At 33.9% G+C, this 26,079-nt stretch carries 26 protein-coding genes and 1 pseudogene; 7 read left to right on the top strand and 20 right to left on the bottom strand.

Annotation, left to right across the window (positions count from 1 at the left end; translation table 11 throughout):
- The first annotated feature begins 20 nt into the window (after positions 1–20).
- Positions 21–986: an NAD-dependent epimerase/dehydratase family protein gene (locus LOK41_RS19810; protein WP_241817964.1), complete on the top strand. Its 966-nt coding sequence runs from the start codon at positions 21–23 to the stop codon at positions 984–986.
- A 26-nt stretch (positions 987–1,012) separates the two neighbouring features.
- Positions 1,013–2,101: a CDP-glucose 4,6-dehydratase gene (gene rfbG / locus LOK41_RS19805; protein WP_174102711.1), complete on the top strand. Its 1,089-nt coding sequence runs from the start codon at positions 1,013–1,015 to the stop codon at positions 2,099–2,101.
- Between the two features lie 616 nt (positions 2,102–2,717).
- Here the strand turns inward: rfbG and LOK41_RS19795 are convergent.
- The 3 genes from LOK41_RS19795 to aiiA all read right to left on the bottom strand — a co-directional run bounded on the left by LOK41_RS19795 (position 2,718) and on the right by aiiA (position 4,707).
- Positions 2,718–3,440, bottom strand: coding sequence for an SDR family NAD(P)-dependent oxidoreductase (locus LOK41_RS19795; RefSeq protein ID WP_241817963.1), 723 nt, complete (start codon positions 3,438–3,440; stop codon positions 2,718–2,720).
- 50 nt (positions 3,441–3,490) lie between these two features.
- Complete coding sequence (locus tag LOK41_RS19790; protein WP_241817962.1) at positions 3,491–3,862, bottom strand: hypothetical protein; 372 nt, start codon at positions 3,860–3,862, stop codon at positions 3,491–3,493.
- Between the two features lie 92 nt (positions 3,863–3,954).
- Complete coding sequence (gene aiiA, locus LOK41_RS19785) at positions 3,955–4,707, bottom strand: quorum-quenching N-acyl homoserine lactonase AiiA (protein WP_241817961.1); 753 nt, start codon at positions 4,705–4,707, stop codon at positions 3,955–3,957.
- A gap of 411 nt (positions 4,708–5,118) precedes the next feature.
- Between aiiA and LOK41_RS19780 the strand changes: the two genes are divergently transcribed.
- Positions 5,119–6,180, top strand: a complete 1,062-nt coding sequence (locus tag LOK41_RS19780) for an acyltransferase family protein (protein WP_241817960.1) — start codon at positions 5,119–5,121, stop codon at positions 6,178–6,180.
- A gap of 190 nt (positions 6,181–6,370) precedes the next feature.
- On the opposite strand, the pseudogene LOK41_RS19775 reads toward LOK41_RS19780, so the two are convergent.
- Positions 6,371–6,897, bottom strand: a pseudogene (locus LOK41_RS19775) (hypothetical protein).
- A gap of 260 nt (positions 6,898–7,157) precedes the next feature.
- Between LOK41_RS19775 and LOK41_RS19770 the strand changes: the two are divergent.
- The 3 genes from LOK41_RS19770 to LOK41_RS19760 all read left to right on the top strand — a co-directional run bounded on the left by LOK41_RS19770 (position 7,158) and on the right by LOK41_RS19760 (position 10,456).
- Positions 7,158–7,331, top strand: coding sequence for a hypothetical protein (locus LOK41_RS19770; protein ID WP_241817959.1), 174 nt, complete (start codon positions 7,158–7,160; stop codon positions 7,329–7,331).
- Between the two features lie 1,287 nt (positions 7,332–8,618).
- Positions 8,619–8,831, top strand: a complete 213-nt coding sequence (locus LOK41_RS19765) for a hypothetical protein (RefSeq protein WP_174102717.1) — start codon at positions 8,619–8,621, stop codon at positions 8,829–8,831.
- 392 nt (positions 8,832–9,223) lie between these two features.
- Entirely contained in the window at positions 9,224–10,456 is a 1,233-nt protein-coding gene (locus LOK41_RS19760; protein ID WP_241817958.1) for a cytochrome P450 family protein, read from the top strand.
- Positions 10,457–10,593: 137 nt separating this feature from the next.
- Here the strand turns inward: LOK41_RS19760 and cntE are convergent, their stop codons facing one another.
- The 9 genes from cntE to LOK41_RS19715 all read right to left on the bottom strand — a co-directional run bounded on the left by cntE (position 10,594) and on the right by LOK41_RS19715 (position 20,122).
- Positions 10,594–11,775, bottom strand: coding sequence for a staphylopine family metallophore export MFS transporter CntE (gene cntE / locus LOK41_RS19755; protein ID WP_241817957.1), 1,182 nt, complete (start codon positions 11,773–11,775; stop codon positions 10,594–10,596).
- 131 nt (positions 11,776–11,906) lie between these two features.
- Positions 11,907–12,653: an ABC transporter ATP-binding protein gene (locus tag LOK41_RS19750; RefSeq protein WP_241817956.1), complete on the bottom strand. Its 747-nt coding sequence runs from the start codon at positions 12,651–12,653 to the stop codon at positions 11,907–11,909.
- Positions 12,647–13,462: a staphylopine uptake ABC transporter ATP-binding protein CntD gene (gene cntD, locus LOK41_RS19745; RefSeq protein ID WP_241817955.1), complete on the bottom strand. Its 816-nt coding sequence runs from the start codon at positions 13,460–13,462 to the stop codon at positions 12,647–12,649. Before cntD ends, LOK41_RS19750 begins: the two co-directional genes overlap by 7 nt.
- Before the next feature lie 4 nt (positions 13,463–13,466).
- A complete protein-coding gene (gene cntC / locus LOK41_RS19740) occupies positions 13,467–14,363 on the bottom strand; it encodes a staphylopine uptake ABC transporter permease subunit CntC (RefSeq protein ID WP_241817954.1) in 897 nt (298 codons plus the stop codon).
- Positions 14,364–15,296 carry a nickel/cobalt ABC transporter permease gene (opp1B, locus tag LOK41_RS19735; RefSeq protein ID WP_241817953.1) on the bottom strand — a complete coding sequence of 311 codons (933 nt, stop codon included), beginning with the start codon at positions 15,294–15,296 and terminating at the stop codon, positions 14,364–14,366.
- A 46-nt stretch (positions 15,297–15,342) separates the two neighbouring features.
- A complete protein-coding gene (gene cntA / locus LOK41_RS19730; protein ID WP_481748826.1) occupies positions 15,343–16,971 on the bottom strand; it encodes a staphylopine-dependent metal ABC transporter substrate-binding lipoprotein in 1,629 nt (542 codons plus the stop codon).
- 147 nt (positions 16,972–17,118) lie between these two features.
- The gene (locus LOK41_RS19725) at positions 17,119–18,435 is read right to left on the bottom strand and encodes an opine metallophore biosynthesis dehydrogenase (protein ID WP_241817952.1); all 1,317 of its coding nucleotides are present in this window, start codon (positions 18,433–18,435) and stop codon (positions 17,119–17,121) included.
- Between the two features lie 30 nt (positions 18,436–18,465).
- On the bottom strand, positions 18,466–19,260 hold the full coding sequence (locus LOK41_RS19720; RefSeq protein ID WP_241817951.1) for a methyltransferase domain-containing protein: 795 nt from the start codon (positions 19,258–19,260) through the stop codon (positions 18,466–18,468).
- Positions 19,261–19,288: 28 nt separating this feature from the next.
- A complete protein-coding gene (locus LOK41_RS19715) occupies positions 19,289–20,122 on the bottom strand; it encodes a histidine racemase CntK family protein (RefSeq protein ID WP_241817950.1) in 834 nt (277 codons plus the stop codon).
- Between the two features lie 382 nt (positions 20,123–20,504).
- Here LOK41_RS19715 and LOK41_RS19710 point away from each other — a divergent pair, with 382 nt between their 5' ends.
- Positions 20,505–20,903: a DUF2871 family protein gene (locus LOK41_RS19710; protein WP_241817949.1), complete on the top strand. Its 399-nt coding sequence runs from the start codon at positions 20,505–20,507 to the stop codon at positions 20,901–20,903.
- Between the two features lie 79 nt (positions 20,904–20,982).
- Here the strand turns inward: LOK41_RS19710 and arsC are convergent, their stop codons facing one another.
- From arsC to bshB2, 7 genes are all read right to left on the bottom strand, one after another.
- On the bottom strand, positions 20,983–21,387 hold the full coding sequence (arsC, locus tag LOK41_RS19705) for an arsenate reductase (thioredoxin) (RefSeq protein ID WP_241817948.1): 405 nt from the start codon (positions 21,385–21,387) through the stop codon (positions 20,983–20,985).
- Positions 21,388–21,403: 16 nt separating this feature from the next.
- Complete coding sequence (gene arsB, locus LOK41_RS19700) at positions 21,404–22,441, bottom strand: ACR3 family arsenite efflux transporter (protein ID WP_241817947.1); 1,038 nt, start codon at positions 22,439–22,441, stop codon at positions 21,404–21,406.
- 17 nt (positions 22,442–22,458) lie between these two features.
- Positions 22,459–22,896 (bottom strand): ArsI/CadI family heavy metal resistance metalloenzyme, encoded by a 438-nt coding sequence (locus LOK41_RS19695; protein WP_241817946.1) that lies wholly within the window; start codon positions 22,894–22,896, stop codon positions 22,459–22,461.
- A 59-nt stretch (positions 22,897–22,955) separates the two neighbouring features.
- A complete protein-coding gene (gene arsR, locus LOK41_RS19690) occupies positions 22,956–23,270 on the bottom strand; it encodes an arsenical resistance operon transcriptional regulator ArsR (RefSeq protein WP_481748828.1) in 315 nt (104 codons plus the stop codon).
- Between the two features lie 265 nt (positions 23,271–23,535).
- A complete protein-coding gene (locus tag LOK41_RS19685; RefSeq protein ID WP_241817945.1) occupies positions 23,536–24,735 on the bottom strand; it encodes a multidrug effflux MFS transporter in 1,200 nt (399 codons plus the stop codon).
- A 285-nt stretch (positions 24,736–25,020) separates the two neighbouring features.
- Complete coding sequence (locus tag LOK41_RS19680; protein ID WP_241817944.1) at positions 25,021–25,281, bottom strand: YuzF family protein; 261 nt, start codon at positions 25,279–25,281, stop codon at positions 25,021–25,023.
- A 135-nt stretch (positions 25,282–25,416) separates the two neighbouring features.
- Positions 25,417–26,079 carry a bacillithiol biosynthesis deacetylase BshB2 gene (bshB2, locus tag LOK41_RS19675; protein WP_003198867.1) on the bottom strand — a complete coding sequence of 221 codons (663 nt, stop codon included), beginning with the start codon at positions 26,077–26,079 and terminating at the stop codon, positions 25,417–25,419.

Raw genomic sequence — 26,079 nt, 5'->3', positions numbered from 1 at the left:
AAGGAGACGAATGAAATTCCATGAATAGGATTTATAATTTTGAAAATAAAACGTTTCTTATCACTGGCGGATACGGATTTATTGGTTCTCATTTAGTACGAAGATTACTAAGATCACAAGCAAAAATCGTTATTTTGGCAAGACATTCATCTAACACGTGGCGCCTTAAAGACGTATTAAAAAATGTAAAACTGTATGAAGTAGATATACGCAATAAGATACAAGTTCAAAATATTATAAAACAAATTCGTCCAGATTATATTTTTCATCTCGCTGCATATGGGGTAAATTTAGCTCATACAGATTACATGAGTGCCATTGAAACGAATGTTTTAGGTACAATTAATATTATTCAAGCAGCAAAGTCTATAGATTGCAAAAAGATTATTAATATTGGAAGCAGTTCTGAGTATGGAGATAAAGCAGAATCTATTCATGAAGATATGGCATTAACACCAGTAGATATTTATGGAAGTAGCAAAGCAGCAGCCACTATACTTGCTCATCAAATTGCTGCTGAAAATAATACTAGCCTTATTACCTTAAGACCCTTTGGAATATTTGGAGAAGGTGAAGAACCACATAAAATTTTTTGTTATATTATTTTACAAGTATTGCGGGATAGAACTGTAGATTTAACTCTATGTAATCAATTAAGAGATTATTGCTATGTAGATAATATTATAGATGCTTGTATGCTAACAATTGAAAATAATTCTATACAAAATGAGATTTTTAATATTGGAAGTGGCGAAATTTACCCTTTAAAACATTATGTAGAATTACTCTTTAAACACTTAAAAACCGATAAAAGACCCAATTATGGTACATTATCCTATAGAACGAATGAAAGAAGGATTTCTAAACCAAATATTAATAAAATTAAACGGATGCTCTCCTGGGAACCACGCATAAGTATTGAAGAAGGTATTATTAAAACTGTAAATTGGTATAAACATAATGCACATCTATATCCGAATGTATGAAAATCTATTTCTAAGGTGTGAATCAATTGTTAAATAATAGCTTTAATAATGTATTTCATGGAAAAAAGATTTTAATCACAGGACACACCGGCTTTAAAGGCTCTTGGCTATCCATTTGGTTAAAAGAGTTAGGTGCAACTGTAATTGGATATTCTTTAGATCCTAAAAATAAAAAAGATAATTTTATGTTAACAAATCTCCAAAACGACATAATTGATATTCGTGGGGATATTAGAGACTTTCATAAATTAAATAAGCTTTTCAAAGAATATAAACCTGAGATTGTATTTCATTTAGCAGCACAGCCACTTGTTAAATATTCCTATGATTATCCTAGAGACACGTATGATATTAATGTTATGGGAACAATGAATGTATTAGAAGCAATTCGTTTACATGAATCAACTAAAGTGGGAATTATAGTTACAAGTGACAAATGTTACGAGAACAATGAATGGGTTTGGGGATACCGCGAAAATGACCCAATGGGTGGACATGACCTTTATAGCTCTAGTAAAGGATGCTGTGAACTTTTAATTTCTTCCTACCGTAACTCTTACTTTCCAGAAAAGAAATATGAGCATCATAAAAAAATAATCGCAAGTGTTCGAGCAGGCAATGTAATTGGTGGAGGAGATTGGTCAATAGACAGAATTATTCCTGATTGTATACGAGCACTGGAATCAAATCGAGAAATCTTTATTAGAAATACTAATGCAATAAGACCTTGGCAACATGTACTAGAACCCTTAAGTGGATATTTACTTTTAACAAAAAAAATTTTAACAGATGGTATCCTTTTTTCTGGTGCATGGAATTTTGGTCCAAAACTAAATAATATTGTCTCAGTAAAAGAGCTTGTTACCGGTATAATAAAGTCCTGGGGATGTGGGAATTGGATATCTTCAAATGTAAATCCAGAAGAATTTCATGAGGCAACACTCCTAAACCTCGATATAAGTAAAGCAAAATTCAAGCTCAATTGGGAACCAAAATGGTCCCTTCAACAGACTTTAGACCATACGGTAGACTGGTATAAAAATTACAAGGCGTACTCCAGTACAGAAATGAGAAATTTATGTATTGATCAAATTAAACAATATGTGCAGTCTTAAGAAAAGAAAATAACAATTTTAGTAGACCAAGTTGTTATTTCAGGGTGAATATCAGTTTTCTCTTATACGTATTAACTTGAAACATTTTATTCCTGTCAACAGTATTTCCTTTTAAGAAGTTAGCAAAAAAAAAACGTTTTAATATTAGGAAGATTCAATATGAAATTTTCATTCTATTTTCTCCTTTAACTGATACACACATATATTAATAATCTAAAAAATCATTTTAGCTCCTTCCAAAAAAAGCACTATTCGAAAGTGCTTTTTTTGGTTAATCCAGTCTTCGAGCGTAATGTTATATGACTGTCTTATTCTCACAAAAATGTCTTTTGCATAATTAAATATGTCATCATCAAACACTTTTCTGCGGTATTTAAAATGATCATGCAGAAGAAAGACTGAATATTTATTACTATCTAATTCCATTGTGTTCTCAACTTTCTATGTGTATAGATTTATTTTGACAAAATCATCAGATAACTATAAGCACTTTGACTTACGCCACCAAAAATTCATCGCCCACTTATCGTTGAGCTACGCCCTTCACCCGATTGAAGTGAGAGGATTCTTTTCTTTTTTAATCATCAATGATGAATATAATCTTAGATTTTAAGATTCATGCATTTAAATCTGTTATGGCAGGGACATTAATTTCCTTTACACATGAAACAGGTGATAAATTCATAACACATTGGACAATCGCTACAATGTCTTGTACAGGAATACGTGTACCTTCATACAACATAATTGCCTTTTCTGCACCTTCTTCATAAGGGACTTCAGCAGCAAGATCTCCTGGATTTATACACGTTACAGAGATCTTGTCTTTTCTCACATGCTCGCGTAAAGCATTTGTAATACCACGTAAGCCAAATTTAGATGTGACAAATGAAACTTGTGCATTATTCGTATGATCTAACCCTGCTGTTGAGCCAATTAAAATAATTTTTCCGTTTTTCGCCTGTCTTATATTAGGTAAAAGCGCCTGAATATAAGTAATAGTAGAGGTTAAATTAATATTGATTAAGTTCGAAATATCTTCAATTTCATCCTTATCGAACGTATAATCATCTTCAAAACCACGCTTTTCCCATACGCCGACATTATAGATTAATACATCAATAGGAACATCTTTTAACGTTTCTTTTAAAGAAGAAATTTGTTGTTGACTAGATAAATCAATTGCGAGCCATTTACGATTGACACCATCATTTATATCTAAACTACTTGGCCTAGTGCGTGACACCACCCATACTGTATCTCCCTTGATGGGTAAGCCTTTTACAAATGCATCGCCTAGCCCTTGGCTTGCTCCAAATATAATAAAGTTCTTACTCATCCTATCACTCCTTCTTAACAACTAAAGTAATCCTGTATAGGAGTACTTAACTACTTGTATGTCATTTCAAAAGTCTCTTTCTTTCCATTCCATTCGATTAGAACAAGAAACGCTTCTTCCTTATCATGCACTGCACAACCTGAACATGATGATTTTAATTGAATCGTTCCTCTATCAATGAATCCTATTCCTTCTTGATTGCCACTATTACTTTCAACTTTCCATTTTACTTCATTAACTTTTTCTTTATCTTTTCCTTTGTAAGTAATCGTACCTTCTCCAGACTCACTCGTATCTGTTTGTGAAATAATATATTTTCCTTTCCAATGTTTACTTTCTCCAACATATGAATATGTGTGGTTACAGCCATTTAACGGTAAGAAGCATATCATTATACTAAAGAGCATTATGATTTTCCGCATACCTTCCACCTTTTATAGATCTTATTAGGATATCGCATCTCCATAAATCAATATGGAAAAAGATGTAGTTATATTTCTACAAAATAAACACATTACAAATAATACGGGAATATTTTACAACTTTTCTCTTGCTCAATATCATGCCCAAAGAAAACAATTGGTTTTTCATCCAAAACAATTTCTTTTAATCGTTTGATAGACCTTGTGGCCATTTCTGAATCAAATCCTGCGAATGGGACACCTTGTTCAAAGTTTTCCTGTGTGTAAGCTGCATCAATTGTTAGTAAAACTGGACCTACTTTTTCTGTTTTCACAAGTATAGATTGATGCCCAGGAGAGTGCCCTGGCGTATAAAGCAATTGAACACCTGGCATTACTTCATAATCTCCCTCAATCATTTGATAGTTCAAATCTGGCAATATACATTCCTTTAAATATTCTTCTCTATGTAAAGCAGCATCATGTTCAGTTCGTTGCACAAGAATTGGTGTATGGCTGAAGCTCCCATTCCCTCCAGCATGGTCAAAATGCAAATGAGAACTAATAATACAAAGAAGATCTTCTGGCGCATAACCCACTCGTTTTAAAATCTTTACAATTCTATCATCCGAATTCATTTTCGGAAGAATCTGCCCTTCAACAAACGTTCCCTTAAAAAGATCTTCATTACCTACTGCACTTTCTGGCATCCCTGTATCTATTAAAATTGGACCTTCTGTTGTTTCTAAAAGATAGCACCATACCGGCAAATTCAAAAGTTTACCAGGAGTAAGCGTACTATTAACGGAAGAATGATCCAACTTGCAGCGGCCAGCTGGTAAAAAGTAAAGTTTTTTAACGGTCATTCTATATCCACCTTCTCATATCAATTTGGATGAAACAATACAGTAATACTTCCGCTAATAGCAAACTTTCTCCTTCTATCTCTTTTTTCACTATAAACTTTTCTTTATATTTTCATTTATCCATCCCCGCATCATCAGCAATTCCTCATTTGAAGCAGTTCCTTCCCCATATCTCACTTTTCCATAAATCGGAATAATATCATCGCTTTTACGAATACGAGAAAACTACATTTTATTTCTTTGAATGTATAAATGTATATATACATTTCTTTCTATTCCATTACAAAATTATTATTTCATTACCAGTGTTTCTATTTCCTTACTAACATTTTAAAGCCTAATAACATGTTGGGAAAATTACTTTCATTCCTTTTAAAATAGATGTTGGTATTACAGCCAGGAGGTGAAAGCATGATAAATAAACAACGTGAATTGTGGCTTGATTCAGCAAAAGGATTTGCAATGATTCTTGTTGTTGCAGGACATGCTTACAATCATAACAGCCTTATAACCTATATCTATTGGTTTCATATGCCTGCCTTTTTTCTGTTTAGCGGTTATGTATCTAAACCGGTAGAACGATGGTCACAAATCGGACCTTATCTAAAAAGAAGAGCACATAGCCTTCTCATTCCTTATATAACGTACTTAGGTCTCTTTACAATCATTCGCTATGTAGAAGAATTAATACAAGGGAATGTTTCTTTAAATTGGTATATAGAAGACATTGGAAACGTACTGTTTGGTGGAAGGTTTATTACAAGCTATTACGGAGTATTTTGGTTTGTAACTTGTCTATTCTTTACACAAGTATTATTCCTTGTTATATTTCTTATTTTTAAAAGAACAAAAGCCCGCTTGTTGTTTATTATACTCTTATATGTAGTGTCTCATATTGAAGGAAGTTATATCGGTACATTGGGCGGATTCGAGCCTTCCCTACATGTATGGATTCCTTGGAATATAGATGTATCTATGCTTGCCCTTGTATATTATAGTATAGGGTATTATATGAAACCGTATGTACAACAAATCCCTTCTATACTTACAGGGCTCTGTATCTTATTGATAATTGGATTTATTACGATTCAGGAACTGAATCTGATGGATTATCATTTAAGTATGAAGTATGTATCATATGAACACTATGGTTTGGATGTAGTGATTCCGCTGGTAATGACCATAGCATATTGCGGGATATTCCAGATAATGAAATCCGAAAAAATCCTATCGCTTTTTTCTCTTATTAACAAAAAAGGCATGGCTATCATGTATATGCACATAGGCGTTAATAAAATCCTCCTTCAATTTATAGATTACGGAAATATAATTTATACAATTGTAGGGGTGATAATACCTCTATTCATTACTATATTTATTCTAGAGAAAAAAGATAAAGTTAGGGATCTCTTCTTAGTCATTATGCAAAAGCGTAGTGAATTAAGACGCTCTAGAGGGATGAGAACAGGATAAAGTGAAACTTCCATCAGTGGGGGGGTTCTTCATCCCCCACTGATAGTTAGCCCTCACCAATCGTATTTTTACGGACAGTTGATCCCCCTTCTGCTTAATTTTTGGATGGGGGTCTTACTGCTCGTTAATGCGGGATAAATAGTGTATACAACTCTCTATACAAGAAAAAGTGTTTAACTTAGACATCTTTTCATTTAGATACTAGATTATCAAGTTTCCAATGGATATCTCCAAATGGATCAAGCTTACTATCCATATATAGATACATATTATTGAAATCTTTTGGTGGATTTTCCGTCTTAAATGAAACGTCAAAAGTTAAAGAGTAGCCAGCTGGAACACTTTTGAATTTCTCTTCGTACATAGGCATAACTTGTCCTTCATATTTTTTTCCGTCTCTCCATCTTTAACAAAGTACTGTATTTCTGAAAGATCAATTGCTTTTTCATCAGCCCGAGCATTATTAATCGTAACACGAGCTACAATGCGCTCTATTCCATCTACTTTTTCATATTTTGCATTTTCAACTGTTGCTCTGTAGTACCCACCTTTTGCAATTTCTCCATATCGTAGTGCATCCTTCTCCATTTTGTTCTCTTCAGATACTTCTTTTGATTGAGTAGTTACTTCTTGCTTTGTTGTAGTTTGTTCACTACAAGCTACCATTAAGCTTGTAAGTAAAAATGCTGAACATGTTACTTTTACTAAAGATTTCATAGAACTCCCTTTCCCTATCCAAAAAATTAAAACACAGGAATAATTTCACTCCAAAAGATAGATAGAAAGGAAGACTTTTTCGGGAATTTGTTTTTATTCCTAGAACGCTGATTATGTGAATGAAAAGCTTCTTAAGTATTTCTAATGTACTCTTTGTAAATGATTAGCCCAGCGTTCAGAAACAAGAATGGTATAAACCTTCACAACAGAGAAATAATACCAGTATAAAGTAACTAGCTATTTAAGGAGGAAAAATGCATATGTCTACTCATAAGCCAAATCGTTCAAAAAAAGAATTAACACCCCAAAAAAAACAACACACAAATGAGTTGAACCCCACGGAAGATATAAGCATGCAGGATGGCGATAACATCTCAATTTACTGGGGCGATGAATGGAATGTAGAAGAGGGAGAAAAGAAACAAGAAAAATAAGGATAAACCTTAGGAATATTATATAAAGTGAAACTTTAATCAGTAGGGGTTTTCCCCATCCCCCACTGATTCTCATCCCTCACCAATCGGGCTTTTACGGACAGTTCATCTCCCACCTAACTTCTTTAGAAAAGCGGAAGCGGCTCGCTCATAATCGTAGGACGTTGGAGCCCCCGACAGAGAGGCGCTTTTTGCCTCGTCCGAGGGTGCGAAACGACCGGAGATTCTAGCCGCTAGAGCTGGACATTATTCCTGCCGAATTTTGAGGTGGGAGTATTACTGCCCGTTAATGCGGAATAAAATAGTTGCATTCTTTATAATGTCTTAATTACGAACAAGCTCTTCACTTAAAGAATAAATATAATTTCACATAAAAAGGTAGATAGAAAGACTTTTTGGGGAATTTGTTTTATTCCTAGAACGCTGATTATGTGAATGGAAAGCTCCTTCTGTACTTCTGAAGGAACTTTGAAAGGTTTTGTGATACTTTGATTTTATGTTAGCAAAATATAGTCTTTATTTTGCATACCCTTTATACGTTTTTTATCAACATATAATCTCCTTCCTCCATTTTTATTCTGCATCTATATCAGCTGATAAAGTTCTCCGCACTAAAAATTCAAAAAGATATTAGAATTTCTTGTTTTACTATAAAAAACGAATACATCGAGAATTAATTCCTTGCAGTCGTTTTTTACACATCGGCACGATATATAAATTAAAAAACGTCAATATACCTGTTTTTCAATTTACCCTATAGGATATTTTTGTACAAGCTGTTATATAGATGAAGGGGCACATTACTTCCAATTACAGGGAATAAAACATCTCAATTAGATGAAAATACAAATAATATTACCGATTTATTTTCTTTTTTCCTTTTCTTCTCGTTTTCTTCTTCTATAAAGAAATTATTGTTTAACCCTTTAAATGCCACTATTCTCATTCCAATTATCTCGTAAAAAATATGTTCTGTTTAATAAGTAACGATACAGTTTTCAATAATCCTCAATATTCCATCAATAATGTAGATACAATAATCTTTCTCCTCCCCCTTGAAGATGAGCAGCTAACTATTGCTAGCTGCTCTTTTTAATTCATGTAATTTCTTCTCAAGTTCCTCAATTCGTTCATCTCTAATTTAAAGATTATCTCTTAAAAACTTATTTTCTTCTTTTCAAGAAAATTCTTTCTAAACATTTTGCAGCACTGATATCTGGAGGTATTTGTAAAATAAAAACGAATTCCTATATTTGCAAGATAGAAAAATTTTAGGAGGATGTTAAAATGGAAAAAACAATGATGGTAGGAACAACAAACATGATGATGTCTATGGAAAAGATGATGTGTGAAATGAAATGTATGAAAATGATGATGAACAATATGATGCAAATGGATGTAGAAATGGATAAAGCTATGGTGAATAAAATGCAAGAATGTGATGAAATGATGAATTCTACTATGTCTATGATGAAAGCAATGAAAGAGAAGTGTTGTTAAAGAATAACATTGTTTAAATACGTATATAAGGAAAGCTAGGTTTTTATCGGTCTTTCTTTCATTCATTTTTGATACGATTATATTTTAACACCTTTTTTCAAAATGCTTGTTACCACCAAAAGGATATAACAAAGTGTTTTGATCAAGGCATTTTTTGAGTTTTTCGATGTCGTAATATATTTGCATTAGAACTAACAATTGTATACATGTATCTTCTTACATTAGATTAGTTTTGCTTATTAACAAAAAAGGAAAAGAATTATAATAATTCTTTTCCTTTTTTAGTAGGGAAACTTTCATATTCATTAGTTTTCCAATGAAAAATGTTGTAGAATTTACATCCTCTATTATAACAATATAAAACATACATTAATAATGAAAGGAGTAAACGAATGAAAAAAATTAATCTTGGTGATTTAAACTCACCAGAAACTATGCGTAATCCCATTATTTTCTATAAGTCTTTCTTCGAACAACAAGAACCCCTCTTTCGACTTGATGATTTTTACGGTATGGGAGGAGCTTGGATCGCATTGCGCTATGACGATGTTTTTTCCATCCTGAAAGATCCTCGCTTCCTCAAAGATTTGCGAAAATTCGAACCACCCAAAGATAAAAAGGAATTTACTGAAGAAAATACATCTGTGAGCAAGCTGTTTGAATGGATGATGAATATGCCGAATATGCTTACGGTCGATCCACCTGATCATACTCGCTTACGCCGGTTGGTCTCTAAAGCCTTTACCCCGCGTATGATTGAGAAACTTCATCCCCGTATTCAGGAGATTGCTGACGAATTGTTGGATACGGTAAAGGAAAAAGGAAAGATGGATATTATTGCAGATTTTGCCTATCCTCTGCCCATTATTGTTATTTCAGAAATGCTTGGAATTCCCACTGCTGATCGAAATCAATTTCGTGACTGGACACATGAGCTCATGAACGCTGCTTTGGATCCTCGTCAGGGTGCTATAGTTACTGCAACGCTCGAAAAGTTTATTCATTACATTGAAACATTACTAGCCCAAAAGCGCGTAAATCCTAACGATGATCTGATGAGCGCTCTGGTCCAAGCACAAGAAAAGGAAGACAAGCTAAGTAAGAACGAGCTTCTTTCGACGATTTGGCTTCTCATTATCGCTGGGCATGAGACAACAGTCAATCTAATTGGTAATGGCGTACTGGCTTTACTGCAACATCCCGAACAAATGGACCGGCTACGAGACAACCCTTCGATGCTTCCCTCCGCTGTCGACGAGCTGTTGCGATATGCTGGTCCAATTATGATAGGTAACCGTTTTGCCAGTGAAGACATCACGATGCATGGCAAAACGATTCACAAAGGTGAAATGGTACTATTTTCACTTGCAGCTGCCAACATTGATCCGAAGAAATTCTCTAATCCTGAAGCATTAGATATTACACGCGAAGAAAATGATCATTTAGCTTTCGGCAATGGTATCCATCACTGTTTAGGTGCTCCGCTGGCACGCCTAGAAGGACAAATTGCATTTGGCACATTGCTGCAACGTCTACCTAACCTGCGTCTAGCAACTAAACCCGAGCAACTAGTTTATAATTATAGTAAATTCCGTTCTCTTGCAACTCTACCAGTAGTTTTCTAGCTCTTGCTGCCCGTGATTGCCAAAATCATTTAAAAAAATTGGTTTCGCCTAACAAAAATTCATCACCCACTTTCATTGATGCTTTTACAACTTCACGTTTAGAAGTGGGGGATGAATTTCGAGATAATATTAAATTTTTACTCAGCAAATATTCTTCTTCGATCATAAGCAAAAATGGTCATCATTACACCTAAAATAGCACAAACCATATACATAAATGAGTATGAGGTAAAATCAGCTATCGGCCCCATAATGACACTGCCTAGCGAAACACCTAAATCAGCCATGGCAATAAATAAACCAATTAACACATTACGATTCTTTTGTGGCAAGACAAAAGTCAAATACGTTGTTAATGCTGGATAAAGAAGTGCCTGAGGTATTCCCATTAAAATTGCACCCATGTAGAAAAAAACTGCTCCACCCGTTATAGAAAAACTTACACACTGTGCAGCTACTGCTAAAAGAAGCATAGTCCCCATAACAAAGGACGCATGCCATTTACCGTCTGAAGGAATTTTTTTTCTTAAAGCAAAACGAACAAAGACAACAGTCCCCGCCTGAAGCATTAAATAAACTCCAGCATTTCCACTTTTCAATTGTATAGCGTATAGTGGTATAAATGTTGTAATAGCTCCAAATACAATCGAAGCAACTAACATTAATACACTGCATTTGAACAAAAGCGGATTTTTTACTAACTGCCTGAAAGATTTAAGTATACTTTCTTCTTGCTCGGTACTATCTAAAACAGGTTGCTTCTTTCTTTTTTCTATTTTAACACTATAGCCAAACATCCCTGTAAAGATAGCAATTGTTATCAGCACCACTGTAAAATAATCCATACCTCCTGCCTTCCAAATGTTATATGCTACTACAGGCCCAATAATACCTGGCATATTAGCAAATAAAGAGTAAAGTGAAATTCCCTGAGAGCGATCCTTTTCTGGCAGTGCATCAATTATCCCCATCTGTAATGCCATTGAAAAGAAAGCTGTCGAAACTCCTTGTAAAATACGTGCAATGAAAAAGCCCCCTAACCCAGAAATAGTATATAATATTAAAGCAATACCATTGAGAATGAGAATAATACGTAATACGTTTACCGGACCGTGCTTTTGAATAATATGACCTGCCCACGGGCGAAAGAACATAGTTGTAAATAAATACCCTCCCATAATTAAACCAATTGTTGTATTGTTCGCCCCTAATATTCCCCCTTGTAAAGGAATAATAACGTTTAATATGGCATTAGCACTAAAATAAAGAAAAACTAATATATATAAACGTAGAAAAGGCCAAGACATAGCTCCATTCACAATTTCTCCTCCTAATTCTATACCTCTTTGCAACGAACTCTTTTTCTGAAATCGTTTCATTATTTACCTAAAAAGACCTACTCTTTTCATACCTACACTATAATAATGATGCATACTCAACATGGATCATATCAAAACGTTACTACCATCCCCAGTAATTTCCTTTCATATTCTGACCGAACATCCTTTAATTGCTCAATCTGGGCCATTTCTTCAATCTGACCATCTTTAAAGATTATAATTCTATCACAGATATAGGCAGCAGCCTGAATATCATGTGTTATAAAAATATAACTCATATCATAAATCTTTCTTAATTCCTTTAATAATTCAAGTACTTGTTTTTGAACAGATACATCTAAAGAGCTGATTGCTTCATCTAATAAAATGCATTTGGGCTCTGTTGAGATGGCTCTTGCGATACATACTCTTTGAATCTCCCCCCCCGATAACTCATGAGGGTATTTCTTTCTATAGGACGGATTTAATCCAACTTGATTTAGCAAATTATCAATCTTGTTGTTAAATTCTTTTCTATCCTTTTTCTGAGCTTTTAAGGGATCCATAATCGCTTCTTCAACAGTAAAAAATGGGTTGATTGAGGAAGCATAGTCTTGAAAGACAGCGCTAATGTTACCTAACCTCACTTTTCTGTCCTCTACACGATTTCCCTCAAATAAAACTGTTCCACGATCAGGCTTTTCAATTCCTAATATCAAACGTCCTAATGTTGACTTACCACTACCACTTTCTCCGATAATGCCGAGACATTCACCATTCCTACATTCAAAACTAACTTTCTTCACGATTTTCTGCTTTTCTCTAGAAAATAATCCGCCCTTATTATAGGATTTCTCAACACGATCAACTTTCAACAATTAGAACTCCTCCCCACTATTCTCTTAAAATGATTGCTTAGTGCTAATCTACTGGATACTAAATATCTTGTATATTCATGTTGTGCTTCTGAAAAGATGGTTTGGGTATTTCCCCTTTCAATAACTCTCCCATCCTTCATTACCAAAACGTTATCGGCAATTTTTTTTACAATACCTAAGTCGTGGGAAACAAAAATCATCGAACACCCCACTCTTTCCCTTAATTTAATAAATTGCTCAACGACCTCAAATTGTGAAATTGTATCTAGTGCTGTGGTCGGCTCATCAGCAATTATAATGTCAGGCTTCAATACTAATGCCAATGCAATCATAATTCGTTGTAACATTCCACCTGATAGCTGGTATGGATATTTATGCATTACCTCTATCGGATTTTTCAGCATGACACTTTCCATAGCATGTTTCATTTCACCTACTATTTTGCTATTATTCCAACCAAAATGTTGGGCAAGTGTTTCCCTTAAATGAACACCAATCACACAGGAAGGATCAAATGCACTCATACCATTTTGTAGAATCATACAAAGGTTTTTTCCCCTTTTCTTTCTCATCTCTTTCTCAGAAAGACTATTCAAGTTTTCTCCTTTAAATAGAATATCTCCCGATTGATGAATACAAAGTTTATTCAATCTCATAATTGACCTACACGTTACAGACTTACCACTGCCACTTTCTCCCACGATTGCTAGACAGCTTCCATACTCTAAATGAAATGAGCTATTATAAATAATCACTTTATCGGTGTTGCTATCCCAGATTCTTAAGTTTTTGACTTCTAATATATTCATAAATTTATTTTGCCACCTCTTTTTCTTTGAACTTTTCTTTAGGGGTGATCCAATTTTCTCGAGCATTATTTTTAGAAGTTCTTAATTTAGGGTCTAAAGCAATCTGAAATGCATCAGATAAAAAATTAAACGCGGATACTACAATAATAATAGCTAATCCAGGTGCTAACATTAACTCTGGTTTTGAAAACATAACTTTTCTCGCCTCATTTAACATCATTCCCCATTCGGCATCTGGAGCTTGAACTCCTAAACCTAGAAATGAAAAACCAGATATTTGTAAAATCATTGAACCAATAGAGCTACTTGAGATCACCGCTATATCAGACAATGCAACAGGAACAATATGCTTACATATAATTTGTATATCACTCATACCAGATGCTTTAGAAAATTTCACATAGTTTAACTCAGAATACTGCATAACAGATGTTCTGATTACTCGAGCAAACCATGCCCATTTGATGAAAATAAATGCAATTAATATATTCTTAAAACCCACGCCTAGAATACCCACAACTGCTAATGCCATAACGTAACCTGGAAAAGAAAGCATTATATCACAAATCCTCATAATAAAAGCATCTACTCTTCCTCTAAAGTAGCCGGCTATGAGGCCTAAAATAGTTCCAATTGAAACAATTATCAATAGCGTAACTAAAACCCATAGAATGCTAGGACGAATTCCATAAATCAGTCTAGATAAGACACATCTCCCTAAGTGATCATTACCTAATAGGTATTTCCACGATGGGGCTTCATACCGAAGTCTCATATTTACTTCCTCGGGATCATGTGGCGCAAGTAAAGGAGCAAATATACCGGCAACAATTATCACAACAATGACTACCAAAGATATAATGGCTAACTTATCTTTCCTTAAAGCTTTTAATATTTTCATTTAGAGATCATTCCTTAATTTAGGATTCATTACAGCATTTATAATATCGGAAATCATATTAAACAACACAAATGCTACCGCTAGTATAAGGACATACGCTTGGATAACCGGTAAATCTCTACTTAGAATAGATTTAACACTCAGGCTTCCTACCCCCGGCCATGCAAACACATTTTCTATCACTACTGTGCTTCCCAATATTATAGGTATAGACATACAAAATATTGAAACGGCAACTTGCAGTGAATTTCTTAAAACATGTATAGTAATTTTCCCCTCTGTTAAGCCGCATGCTCTTCCATACAGTACATAGTCTTCACTTAAGTTACTTAACATCGAACTTCTAACAGTTCGAAAGTAAACTCCTGCATAACTTATCGTGATGACAATAACCGGTAGAATATAACTTTTATACGAATTCATCCCGCTTGTTGGTAATAGATCGAATTTAACAGAAAAATACCAAATCATAACGGAAGCAAGCCAGTATGACGGCATTGCTGTTAGAAGAAATAAAATCCCTCTTACTGATTTATCAATTATCCGTCCTTCTTTCATTGCACAGATAACACCTAATAATATCGATAAAATAATAATGGAAACAGATGACACTATGGTTAGTTTTAATGTATTTAGAAAAGCTGGTCCTATTAATAACCAAACTGGTTTCCCTGTGACATATGAATTCCCAAAATCTAATTGCAAGCAGGCAATGGTCCAATGTAAATATTGTTCTATAAATGGTTTATCCAGCCCTAACTTCTCTTTCGTTTGTGCAATTAATTCACCTGTTATTTCTGGAGTATCTTGTGCACGTAATACCACTTCTGCTGGATCTAAAGGAGAAAGATTGATTAAAACAAACGTTGCCAATGAAATAACAAAAAGTAAAGGAATAGATATTAATAACCTTTTAATAATATAGCTTCCCATAGAAAATCTCCTTTTAATAAAAGGGGGAAAATCCCCCTCTACATCTTTATTTAAAGTTCATTCTCTCAAATGGTAACTCATATTGTGTTTGCTTAAATGAAATGTCTTTTAAGTTTTTGGGAGCAACTACAGTGACACGACCATATGAAATTGGAATAAAGACTGCTTCATCATGAACAGTTTTTAAAATATCAGCATACAATTGTTTTCGTTCTGCCTCATTCGTAGATACCATAACCTCAGCAATTTTATTGTAAAGCTCATCTGCCTTTGCAATACCACTTGTAGTATGCAAATAAGAAGCATTGGAAGTAAAACCAGCTATTGTACTTTGTGGATCATACGCTAGTCCCCATGTTTGATTGAATAATAAGTCATAGTCCCCTGTTGACCTTCTATTAGCGATTGAAGTTGATTCTTCACCAATAATTTTTAATTGAATACCTATACTTTTTAACGAACTTTGAATAAATTCAGCCTCTGCTTTTTGGGAAGGAGAATTACTATCATAATAAAGATTCATTGCTAGTTTATTGCCGTCTTTAGTTCTAACAACAGCATCACCTTCCAATACCCAGCCTGCTTTTTTTAAAATTTCTTTTGCTTTTTCTAAATCATAGCCTCGTTTCTTCAATGGAACAGCTGCATAATTAACATTAGAAGAAAACAGTGTATTAGCTACTGTTTCGGTATTATTTAAAATATCCTTAGTAATTGTTTCTCTATCAATAGCGTACCAAATAGCCTCGCGAACAGCTTTTTCACTTACTGGATTATGAGATTTACTACTATTAGCCACGATCATTTTCGTATTCATTGCTTCACTTCTAGTAATTTTATAGCTGCCTGAATCAATCAATTGCTTCATTGCCTCAACATCAATACTGTCTGCACCTCTATCATCTGTGAAAGCAAAATTAACTTCTCCTTTTTGTAATGCTAAAAATGTTGTTTCCCCTGCTGGTAGAACTTTAGAAGTTATCTCCTTAATTTTAGGTAAGCCACCCCAATAGTTTTCATTTGCTTTAAAAGTTGCGGATTCATTGATTTTATGTTCATCGAGAATATATGGACCTGTACCGTTATATCCATTTACACCATCTTTTGTTTTCCCATTTACAAAATTTTTAGGTGATATAAATACATAAGGTCTAGTCATAGACAATTCAACTAGAGTTGGATAATATGCTTCTGATAGCACCAATTCAACTGTATATTCATTCACCACATTACAAGCTACTATTTTTGTTGATAGTTTAATCCATGAATGCTTTTCTGCATTATTTTGTATAGCATCAATATTTTTTTTCACTGCTTCTGCATTAAATGGTTCCCCATCATGAAATTTCACGTCTTTCCTTAGATGAAAAGTATATATTTTTCCATCTTTTGATATCTCCCATGATTTAGCAAGTAAAGGCTTAATCCCTTCTTTTGTATTTTCAACTAATGATTCATATACCATTCCTTGAGCGGACATTGAACCTGTATACAAATGCGGATTCATATCATTAATATCTTTAGATACTGCATAAGTTAATTCTTTTTTGTTACTTATTGAATGATCACCTTCCTTTTTCTTGCTATCTGAGCTTTTCAAAATTATAAAGCAGGCAGCTAGAAGGCATAAGACCGAAGAAACTAGAGTCGCTACCTTAAATCTTTTAATCAACAAAGTATTCCTCTCCCTTTCGTTTTCTTAATTTAGATGTAATTTATTTTGCTATTTAACTATGATTGACGTTCCAAACATATTAATCAAAATACGAAAATAGTAATCATTACGATTTAAATAGTGTGGTGATTTACTTTAAGTGAAAGCTTATTCCACCATCTTACCTTCAATATTTTTTCCTATTTCACTACAAATCATATTCAAATCTTCATCGAAACTTTGAATATAATATGCATTAGATAATAATTCTCCTTTATAGAATTGAGCAACTTTTTCAATTTTACTCTCGTATGTCTTAATAAATTTATCTATTGTTGGACAATTTAAACTTAAATATTTTGCAATTCCTTGTATTATTTTAATACGATAATAGTCTTCCTTAGGCATTCTCGGGATATCCCAATACCCTTCTCTGTTGACAAACATTTTTCTAATTGGAACAGCTGAAAAATCAAAATATTTTCCATTCTTATCTGGTTCTGAAAAAGGATCAATTAATAATGAGGAATAACGAATATACAATAAATATTCTTGATAGATATCTTCTAAATGATTAAAGTTTTCTATATCTTGTCGAGATAGACTTTCCAATCTTACTGGATAATTATCATCTGTCATGAATTTCAACAAATTAAGTCTTTTAATCTTCATTTTTTCTACAATATTCATAATTTCCTTCCATTGGGCCAGCATATCACGTATTAAATATTGTGTAATTGGACCCTCAGGGTAAATTTTATACACAAATTTTTGGGTATCTAAATCTTCGAATATCGCACTTAACGAAAAATCATTCATAAATAATGGTGGGTGAACATACAAAGAAATATTTCTTGTTTCTGCCTCAATTGGAGATTTCATGATTTCTAGAATAATTCCTAATTGTTCATATGCCTTACAGAGCATGTCGACATTTTTAGATGGATAATCCGTCGATCCTATATAGATTTTTTTCTTAATCGCTGTTGTCAAAACATGATTAGAAGGGCTATCTTCCATCCAACGTGTATCCCCATAATATGTAGAAAAACTAATAATTTCTGCTTCCGAATTAATACGATTCATATAATTACTTATTAAGCTATTTGAACCAAAAGTCGGAGAAATTAAAACGATACACCTTACTTGTTTCAGAAGTTCTTTATTAATCTGCTTTATTACTTCAATATACGCATCCGTTGTTACAGAGAAAATAATGGTATCCCAATTACCCTTAATAGTTTCATACCCTTTAAAAACTTGATCAACGAAGCATTCACCTTCCATATTTCGATGTTTTTCATTTTGAATACTTACACGAATTAGATGATTACTTTGTTTAAGAGCCGAAAAAAAGTTCTCTGAACGAGCTGATTCTCTTCCAGCAATCCCTACGTCACTTTTCAATTTCTTTTTTAAATTTACAGCAAGTTGAATAGATGTAGGACCAGTTCCTAATACTAAGACACGCTTAAAAGCACTCATAAAATCTTTCCTTTCTCATAAGTAAGCAATTTAAACTTTTTGATACAACTCAATATCAAACACATCATCTGGACGCAATATATCATCAACTTTATTCCATTTTTGTTTATCAACTTCCCTCGAAGGGTAATTAAATAGAGACTTTAACTGATTACCATATCTCATAGCTACCACTACATTATCATTTGTTAATGTATGTAATTGTTCTAGTATGTCATATTTATGTTTAACGGTTGAACTAAAAATGATATGAGTCGCATCTCTTGTAAAATCAAGATTTTCTACTGGTATTCTTTCTAATCTAATATTTAATCCTGCACCTATTTTTTCTACAACGTTTAATCCAAGTTTGATAGCCTCATCATCAATATCTATGCCAACAACCTCTGCTCCAGTTCGCTTAGCAATTAATATTGGTGTCATTGGAAATGAACCAGCCCCTACTAGTAATACTTTGGAATCAGAAGTAATTTGAAAACTACCAAATTCCTTTTCAATACACGATTCTATATTCTTAAAGTAATCTGTTATTTCAGCAACTCCACTAAGAAGCTTTAATGCACGATATTTTTCCATAATAGCTACACAAAGCGCTGATTTTTCTCTTAAAGACACCGCAAGTTGGTTCAAATCACTGTGTTCTTGTTGCTGCAATTTCTCCCATATTTCTTTGTTCCTTGTGTTTATAATAAAGTGTGAGTATTCATCTATTAAGGTCTCTAACTCTAAACAATCATTGATAGTGTGATCATATCTTCCTATCAAGGCAGTAAATTTCTCTAGGTAATTACTCAAATATTTCAGAAAATCCCCTAAGTCATTCATTCATTTTCTCTCCAATACAATGTAATAGTTAAACAGTTATAAATGCTTTTCCTTGTGCTACTATCCCAACACCTCCTTCAATTTTAAGACTTGTTAACTCTTCTTTATGAAAGTTGGCGACAACAATAATAGTTCCACCAGGTTGTCTTACATGTGCAACCACCTCCTTTTGATTTTTCCAAGCCAAATAAGCTCCTAAAGAGGCAGTACCTGAACCACATCCCCTTTCCCATACCATACTATCAAGATGTGGAACATAGATAAGTGGAGCCAATTCATTAGAATTTGATTTATACAATAAGATACCTATCAATTTAGTGTCTAAGGTTAATGCCAGTGATTTTGCTAATGTTTGGGCTTTTTTTCTCACTTCTTCACTAATAACCTCTACTTCTATCACAATATGAATAGAATCATGGTAATTTACTATAACAATGTCCAAATCATTTCCTTCATGCTTTATAGTTTTCTGTTCTATCTCTTTAGGGATAGGCATAGTAACTTGACAATAATATTCCTCTAACTCTCTTCTCACTTGACACACTATGAGTTCGTCTGTACCCGAAACTTCTAATAATATTTCTGATAAATCATTGTGTTTCAGTCCTTTTTTAGATGCAATAAAAGCTGCTAATGCCATACAGGCGTTACCACAGAACTCACCTCCAGCCATTTGTAGATGTGCGTCGGCTTCATACTTTGTAGATTCTTCTATAAATCCTACTTGTTCTGCATACACGCTGTCATACGACATAATTTTTTTTGCAATCGTCTTATACTCTATAACTGGATGATTAGTCTTAACGAGAATCGTCATATTTTGAGTTGGATTAAATTTTATAAACTCTATTTCCTGTGTCATCTCACTTATCCTTTACGTCATATTTTTATTGATTTTCTTTGTTCAATTAAATGAAAATAGTAATCATTACGTTTTACATTACGGGAATAGATTATATCATAATTTTGATGGTGTCAATATTTATTCTTAAATTAATTGGATGCTTCTGAGGCCGATGAAGAGCCGTTTTCTTTAAATCTAATTCTTACACTCTCTTTTTGTTCACAAAAAGTTCGGTTATTTCATATAATCAAATACCTTATAATTATGATAAAATAATTTTTAATCTGATATAACATGACTCCTGGGCAACTAGGAGTTTTTGCTATATAACATTTGAAAATACAATAGGAATTTACGAATCAAAAATCAACATTACGAATTTTACTTCAGGAGGTATAAAATGAAAAAATTATATTATGCATCGTTCGTATATTTAGTCATCGGTTTATTATCAGGTGTATTCGCTAGAGAATACGCAAAATCAAAGGGTATTCTAGGATCTACACTGCTGAACCTTTTACATACTCATACGCTCGTACTCGGTTTTTTATTTTTCTTAATCGCCCTTGCATTAGCAAAAGCATTTTCATTCCATAAAGTGAAGGGTTTTAATATGTGGTTCATCGTCCATAATATTGGATTAATTTTAACCCTTTCTTCACTGGCAACTCGGGGGCTTCTTCAGCTAAATGGTGCTAATTTTAAAGAATTAACCTACATAATCGGATTCTCTCACTCTCTCATTGGTCTTACCCTAGTTTGGTTTATGATTCTATTAAAAAAATCGTTCAAAATGTAATGTGCAACAAAACATCACCAAAAATAGAACGAGGCTGTTTATAAAAATTTTTTTAAAGACAGCCTCGTTTCTATATAGATTATTCCCCTGTTTCAGCAAACTTCTTAATACGTTCATCAATCTCATCACGAACACGTTGGAATACTAACCATTCCTGCCCTGCTGGGTCATCAAATCCCCAGTGAACACGTTTTACATGCGAAGGTGTAGTCGGACACACATCGTTTGCATGACCGCAAAGTGTAACAACAAGATCTGCTTTATTTAAAATGTCACGATTAATCATATCAGATGTTTGCTCAGTGATATCGACATCTACTTCTTTCATTGCCTTAATAGCATTCGGATTCACGCCATGCGCTTCAATCCCTGCAGAATATACATTCCATTTGTCTCCCAAATATTTCTTTCCAAATCCTTCTGCAATTTGGCTGCGACAAGAGTTACCCGTGCATAAAAAGTAAATCGTTTTTTTATTTTCCATGTGAATTCCACCTTTATTACAATTGTTTTTGAAAGTATTTTTTCTGAAACCATAGTGCTACATTTACAAGTGCTATCATAACGGGCACCTCAACTAAAGGTCCAATAACTGCCGCAAATGCTGCTCCAGATTGAATTCCAAATACCCCTACAGCTACAGCGATTGCTAATTCAAAGTTATTACTTCCAGCTGTAAACGCTAATGTTGTTGTTACCCCATAATTTGCCCCAATCTTCTTGCCCATAAAGAAAGAAACAAAGAACATTACTATAAAATAAATCAGTAACGGAATTGCAATACGTATAACATCTAGTGGTACGCTAACAATGACATCGCCTTTTAATGAGAACATCACAATGATTGTAAATAATAATGCGACTAATGTAATTGGACTAATCTTTGAAATGAATACTTTTTCATACCACTCTCGACCTTTTACTTTTACAAAAATTAAACGCGTTAACATGCCAGCGATAAAAGGAACTCCTAAGTAAATAAAGACTGACTTTGCAACCTCTGCCATTGTAATATCAATAACAGCACCTTCAATCCCTAGCCATTCTGGAATGACTGTTACAAACACATAAGCGTACACTGAGAAAAATAACATTTGGAATACAGAGTTAAAAGCAACTAACCCTGCCGCATACTCCGTATCACCTTTTGCTAAGTCGTTCCAAACGATAACCATTGCAATACAACGTGCTAAGCCAATCATGATGAGCCCTACCATATATTCTGGCTTATCTTGTAAAAATATAATGGCTAAAGCAAACATAAGGACAGGACCAATAATCCAGTTTTGTACAAGTGATAAGATGAGTACTTTTACATCTTTAAAAACGCGCCCTATCTCTTCATAACGAACTTTTGCAAGCGGTGGATACATCATTAGAATTAACCCAATTGCAAGCGGAATAGAAGTTGTTCCTACCTGTAAATGATTCAGCCCATCCACAAATCCGGGTGATACATACCCGATTCCAATTCCCATTATCATCGCCACAAAAATCCAAAGGGTTAAATATCGATCTAAAAACGCTAATCGTTTCATTTTTTCTCCTTTTTGTTTTAACAACATGAAGTTGAATTTATACTCTTGTCATCAGGAATTACACTAGACGTTTCCACTTTATGAATTTCACTATCAGCCTTCGTATAGAAGAACTCCCATTCATTCCCATCAGGGTCAGTCACCCAAAACTTATCCTGCACAGCATAGCAACAAGTCGTATCTATTTCCTCACGAGAAAAGAACCCTTCTTTTTCTAAACGCTCTTTATGCAAGATGATTTCTTCTTGTTTGTTTACTTGAAAACCAAAATGATTTACTTGGTTTCCTTTTACTTCATCTCTTACATTTAAAGTAAAGTTTAATCCTGGACTTTCTAATAAAAATTTCGCATAATCGGCTTTTACTTTCACTGGTTCCATTCCAAATACTTTACTGTAAAACTCAATCGATTTCTCCAGATTCGTCACATTAATCCCAACATGTACATATTGCATATTCTATTCCTCCCTCAATTTATTAATCAATTTTTTTTGATTTATATAGTACAAAAAACTTAGCAGCAACTTCCTCTACCAGTTTTTCGGAACACACAACAAAGTTCTTCCGACAACAAATTATTCACTTCTTCATCATTTAAATCGTAATAGCTCCATGTTCCCTTTGTTTCTTTTACAATTAAATTTGCATCAAGTAATATTTTTAAATGATACGAAAGTTTAGATTGCGAAATCCCAAATACTTCAGTTAAATCGCATACACAAGTCTGTCCGCGTTGACATAACTCGTACATAATCTCTAATCTTTTTTTGTCTGCAAGAGCTTTAAACTTCTTTTCAAACTGTCCGAAGTTTTCTTTCACGCGCTCCACTCCCTTTATCAACTTTTTTTGATGTTTATATTATATGCACTGTTTCATTATAAATTCAACAAATAAATCAAAAAAAATCGATTTATTTGTTTGTTACATGAATACTAAATACTAGCATTAAAGGGAAAGGATGTTCAAAACTACTCCTTTCCCTTTCTCTAATCTTTTCCTAACAATGTGAATTCATAATTTCACACAAAGCAAAAAAAAGAGTCCCATTTCATCTATAGGACTCCTTTCACCTTATATGTTTGTAGTTTTATATTTAAGCAGATTTTTTAATCTTATTATTATAAATAAACATCCGACTTAGAACTGTCATGACAACTGCAAGTAGAAGAAAATATAGAGGCATAACAAGTAAAAAACCTGTATGCAGCTGACTCATTCCCCAAATTGTAACAGTAACAATTATATAATATCCTAGGCTAAATAAAGCACCTGCTGTTCCAATCACATCTTGAAAATCTACTAACGCTAAGCTTAAACAATTCGGCAAAGCAATCCCTATCCCTAATAGCAATACAAATATAGCTACAAGAAAAAGAATCATATATATCATATTTGCAATCGTTCCAGCAAAAGCAACGATTGATAAAATAATCGTTCCTCCTGTCATTACGATGCGACCTATATCAATAATCTTTTCTGGTTTATAAACTAAAAGTAATCGCTTTGAAATTTGCGCTCCAATAATGGAAGCGAAAGCTACTACAATACCTAAAAAACCAAATACACCAGGTGATAGATTAAAATACTCGATAAAGATAAACGGTGCTTCAGCGTAATAGCTAAATAATATACCGTTTGTTCCTCCAATCAGCACACCAAATGCTACGACTTTTGGATCTCGAATCATTCGTTTTATTACAGAAAAAATATTTATTCTATTAGCGGTTACATTCGTACGAGTTTCTGGCAAGTTCATACAAGTACAAAACAATAGCCCAATACTCATCAAAACTAAAGTAAGAAAAACACTTCTAAATCCAAATATTTGATCTATCCAGCCACCAATTAACGGACCGATAGCTGGCGTGAATGCAATGACAGCTGAAATTTGCGCAAACATGACATGTCGTTTATGCCCATCTACACTTTCACGAAGAATGGTTTGTGTAACAACTGAACCCGTACTTGCTCCAAACGCTTGTACAAAACGACTAAGTAGCAATACTTCAATTGAATGTGCCAAGTAACATAATAAACTACCAACACCATAAGTTACAATTCCCCAAATCATTGCTGGACGACGCCCAATTATATCAGACAACCAGCCCCAGCAAAATACACCTAAAGCAAACCCTGCAAAGTAAATGCTAAGCGTTAGCTGCGTAGCATTATTACTGACATGCAACGCTTTCGAAATATCTGGTAAAGATGGTGTGTAAATTGTTTCACTAATTTGTGGGAATGCCACAAGAATAATCATTAACCATAACGATGGTACTGAGACTTTTTTCATTTTCTAATACCCTCCTATAACTTAGAAAATCTCAGATCTTTAGAGTTTTTCTTCGCTACGGAACTGGAGGGGCCATTATCGAAATACGATCATTAAACAACAAACGAAACACCTCGATTACTTCATGTTAATACCTATAGGAGGGTATGAATTAACATTAATTTTTCATTGCTTCTATTTACAAAGATTAACATATATTATGAGTTTTTGTATATAAAAAACCTACTAATCAAGTAGTAGGCTCTTCTTTTCATTCTCATAATCCAATCCGTCTACAAAGCATCTCTATTTTTCAGGTGTAAACCACACAATCTGCTGAATTCTCACAAATACCGGTATTTCATTTTCTTCTAATACAACATGATCTGGCTTCACACTTCGCAAAGTTCCATTTACACTTCCTCGAATTGTTTCCACTACAATTCTTTTTCCAACGATAGATTGCAATGTTTGTACAACATATGGATCAACAAGCGCTACCACTTCACCACTTACCTCATAACCATCTCGAAAATAACCGAACACGTCTTCATATGAATAGTACATATGGCTCCCCTCTTTTCAAGATTTTCTGTAGTGTATGTGGCCTGCATGCAGGAAGTGCCTATCTAACAGAAAAAACGACGCCTCAATATGACATCGTTTTCGTATGTAAGGAAGACTAGAAGAAGCTCTTCTAACCTACTCCCATTTATAAGTCCAAAATTGTTCAATTTGTAACCATTTTAATGTTGCAGCATCTTTGTTTTGCAGTTTTACTTCCGTTTCTTCTAACATCGCTTCTGTTTGCGAACGATGCGCACGTAAAGCTGCTAATTTTTGTTCAAATGCTTCACTAATGTTGTTAACAACATCTGGTTCACCTAATACTTCTTCACGATTTTTTGTAATTGCAACTGCATGAATAACCGGACGCGTTTCTTTTGGCATACGTGATACTGCACGAACTGTAGCACGACCGAATGCATCATGGTCTGGGTGAACACCGTGCTCTGGATAGAATGTAATAATTCGTGATGGCTGCACATCGCGAATCACCGTTTCAATTTTATCTGCTACAAAGTCTACATCTTCAAATTCTAATGTTTTATCATGAAAACCAAGCATTCTTAAATCCTCAATGCCCATCGCTTCACATGCATCTTTTAATTCCTTTTCACGGATATTTGGAATTGTTTCACGGTTTGCAAACACATTCTTTCCCATGTTACGTCCCATTTGTCCAAGCGTTCCGCACGCATATGTTACAGGTACTCCTTGCTTTCTTAATAAACTAATTGTTCCTCCTGCTGCAAACGATTCATCGTCTGGATGCGGAAATACAACAAGTACGTGTCTTTCCAT

The organism is Bacillus sp. TL12, assembly GCF_022625245.1.
GTDB lineage: Bacteria > Bacillota > Bacilli > Bacillales > Bacillaceae_G > Bacillus_A.
The sequence above is the reverse complement of the archived record's forward strand: the minus strand, read 5'-3'. Positions and strand labels throughout refer to the sequence as shown.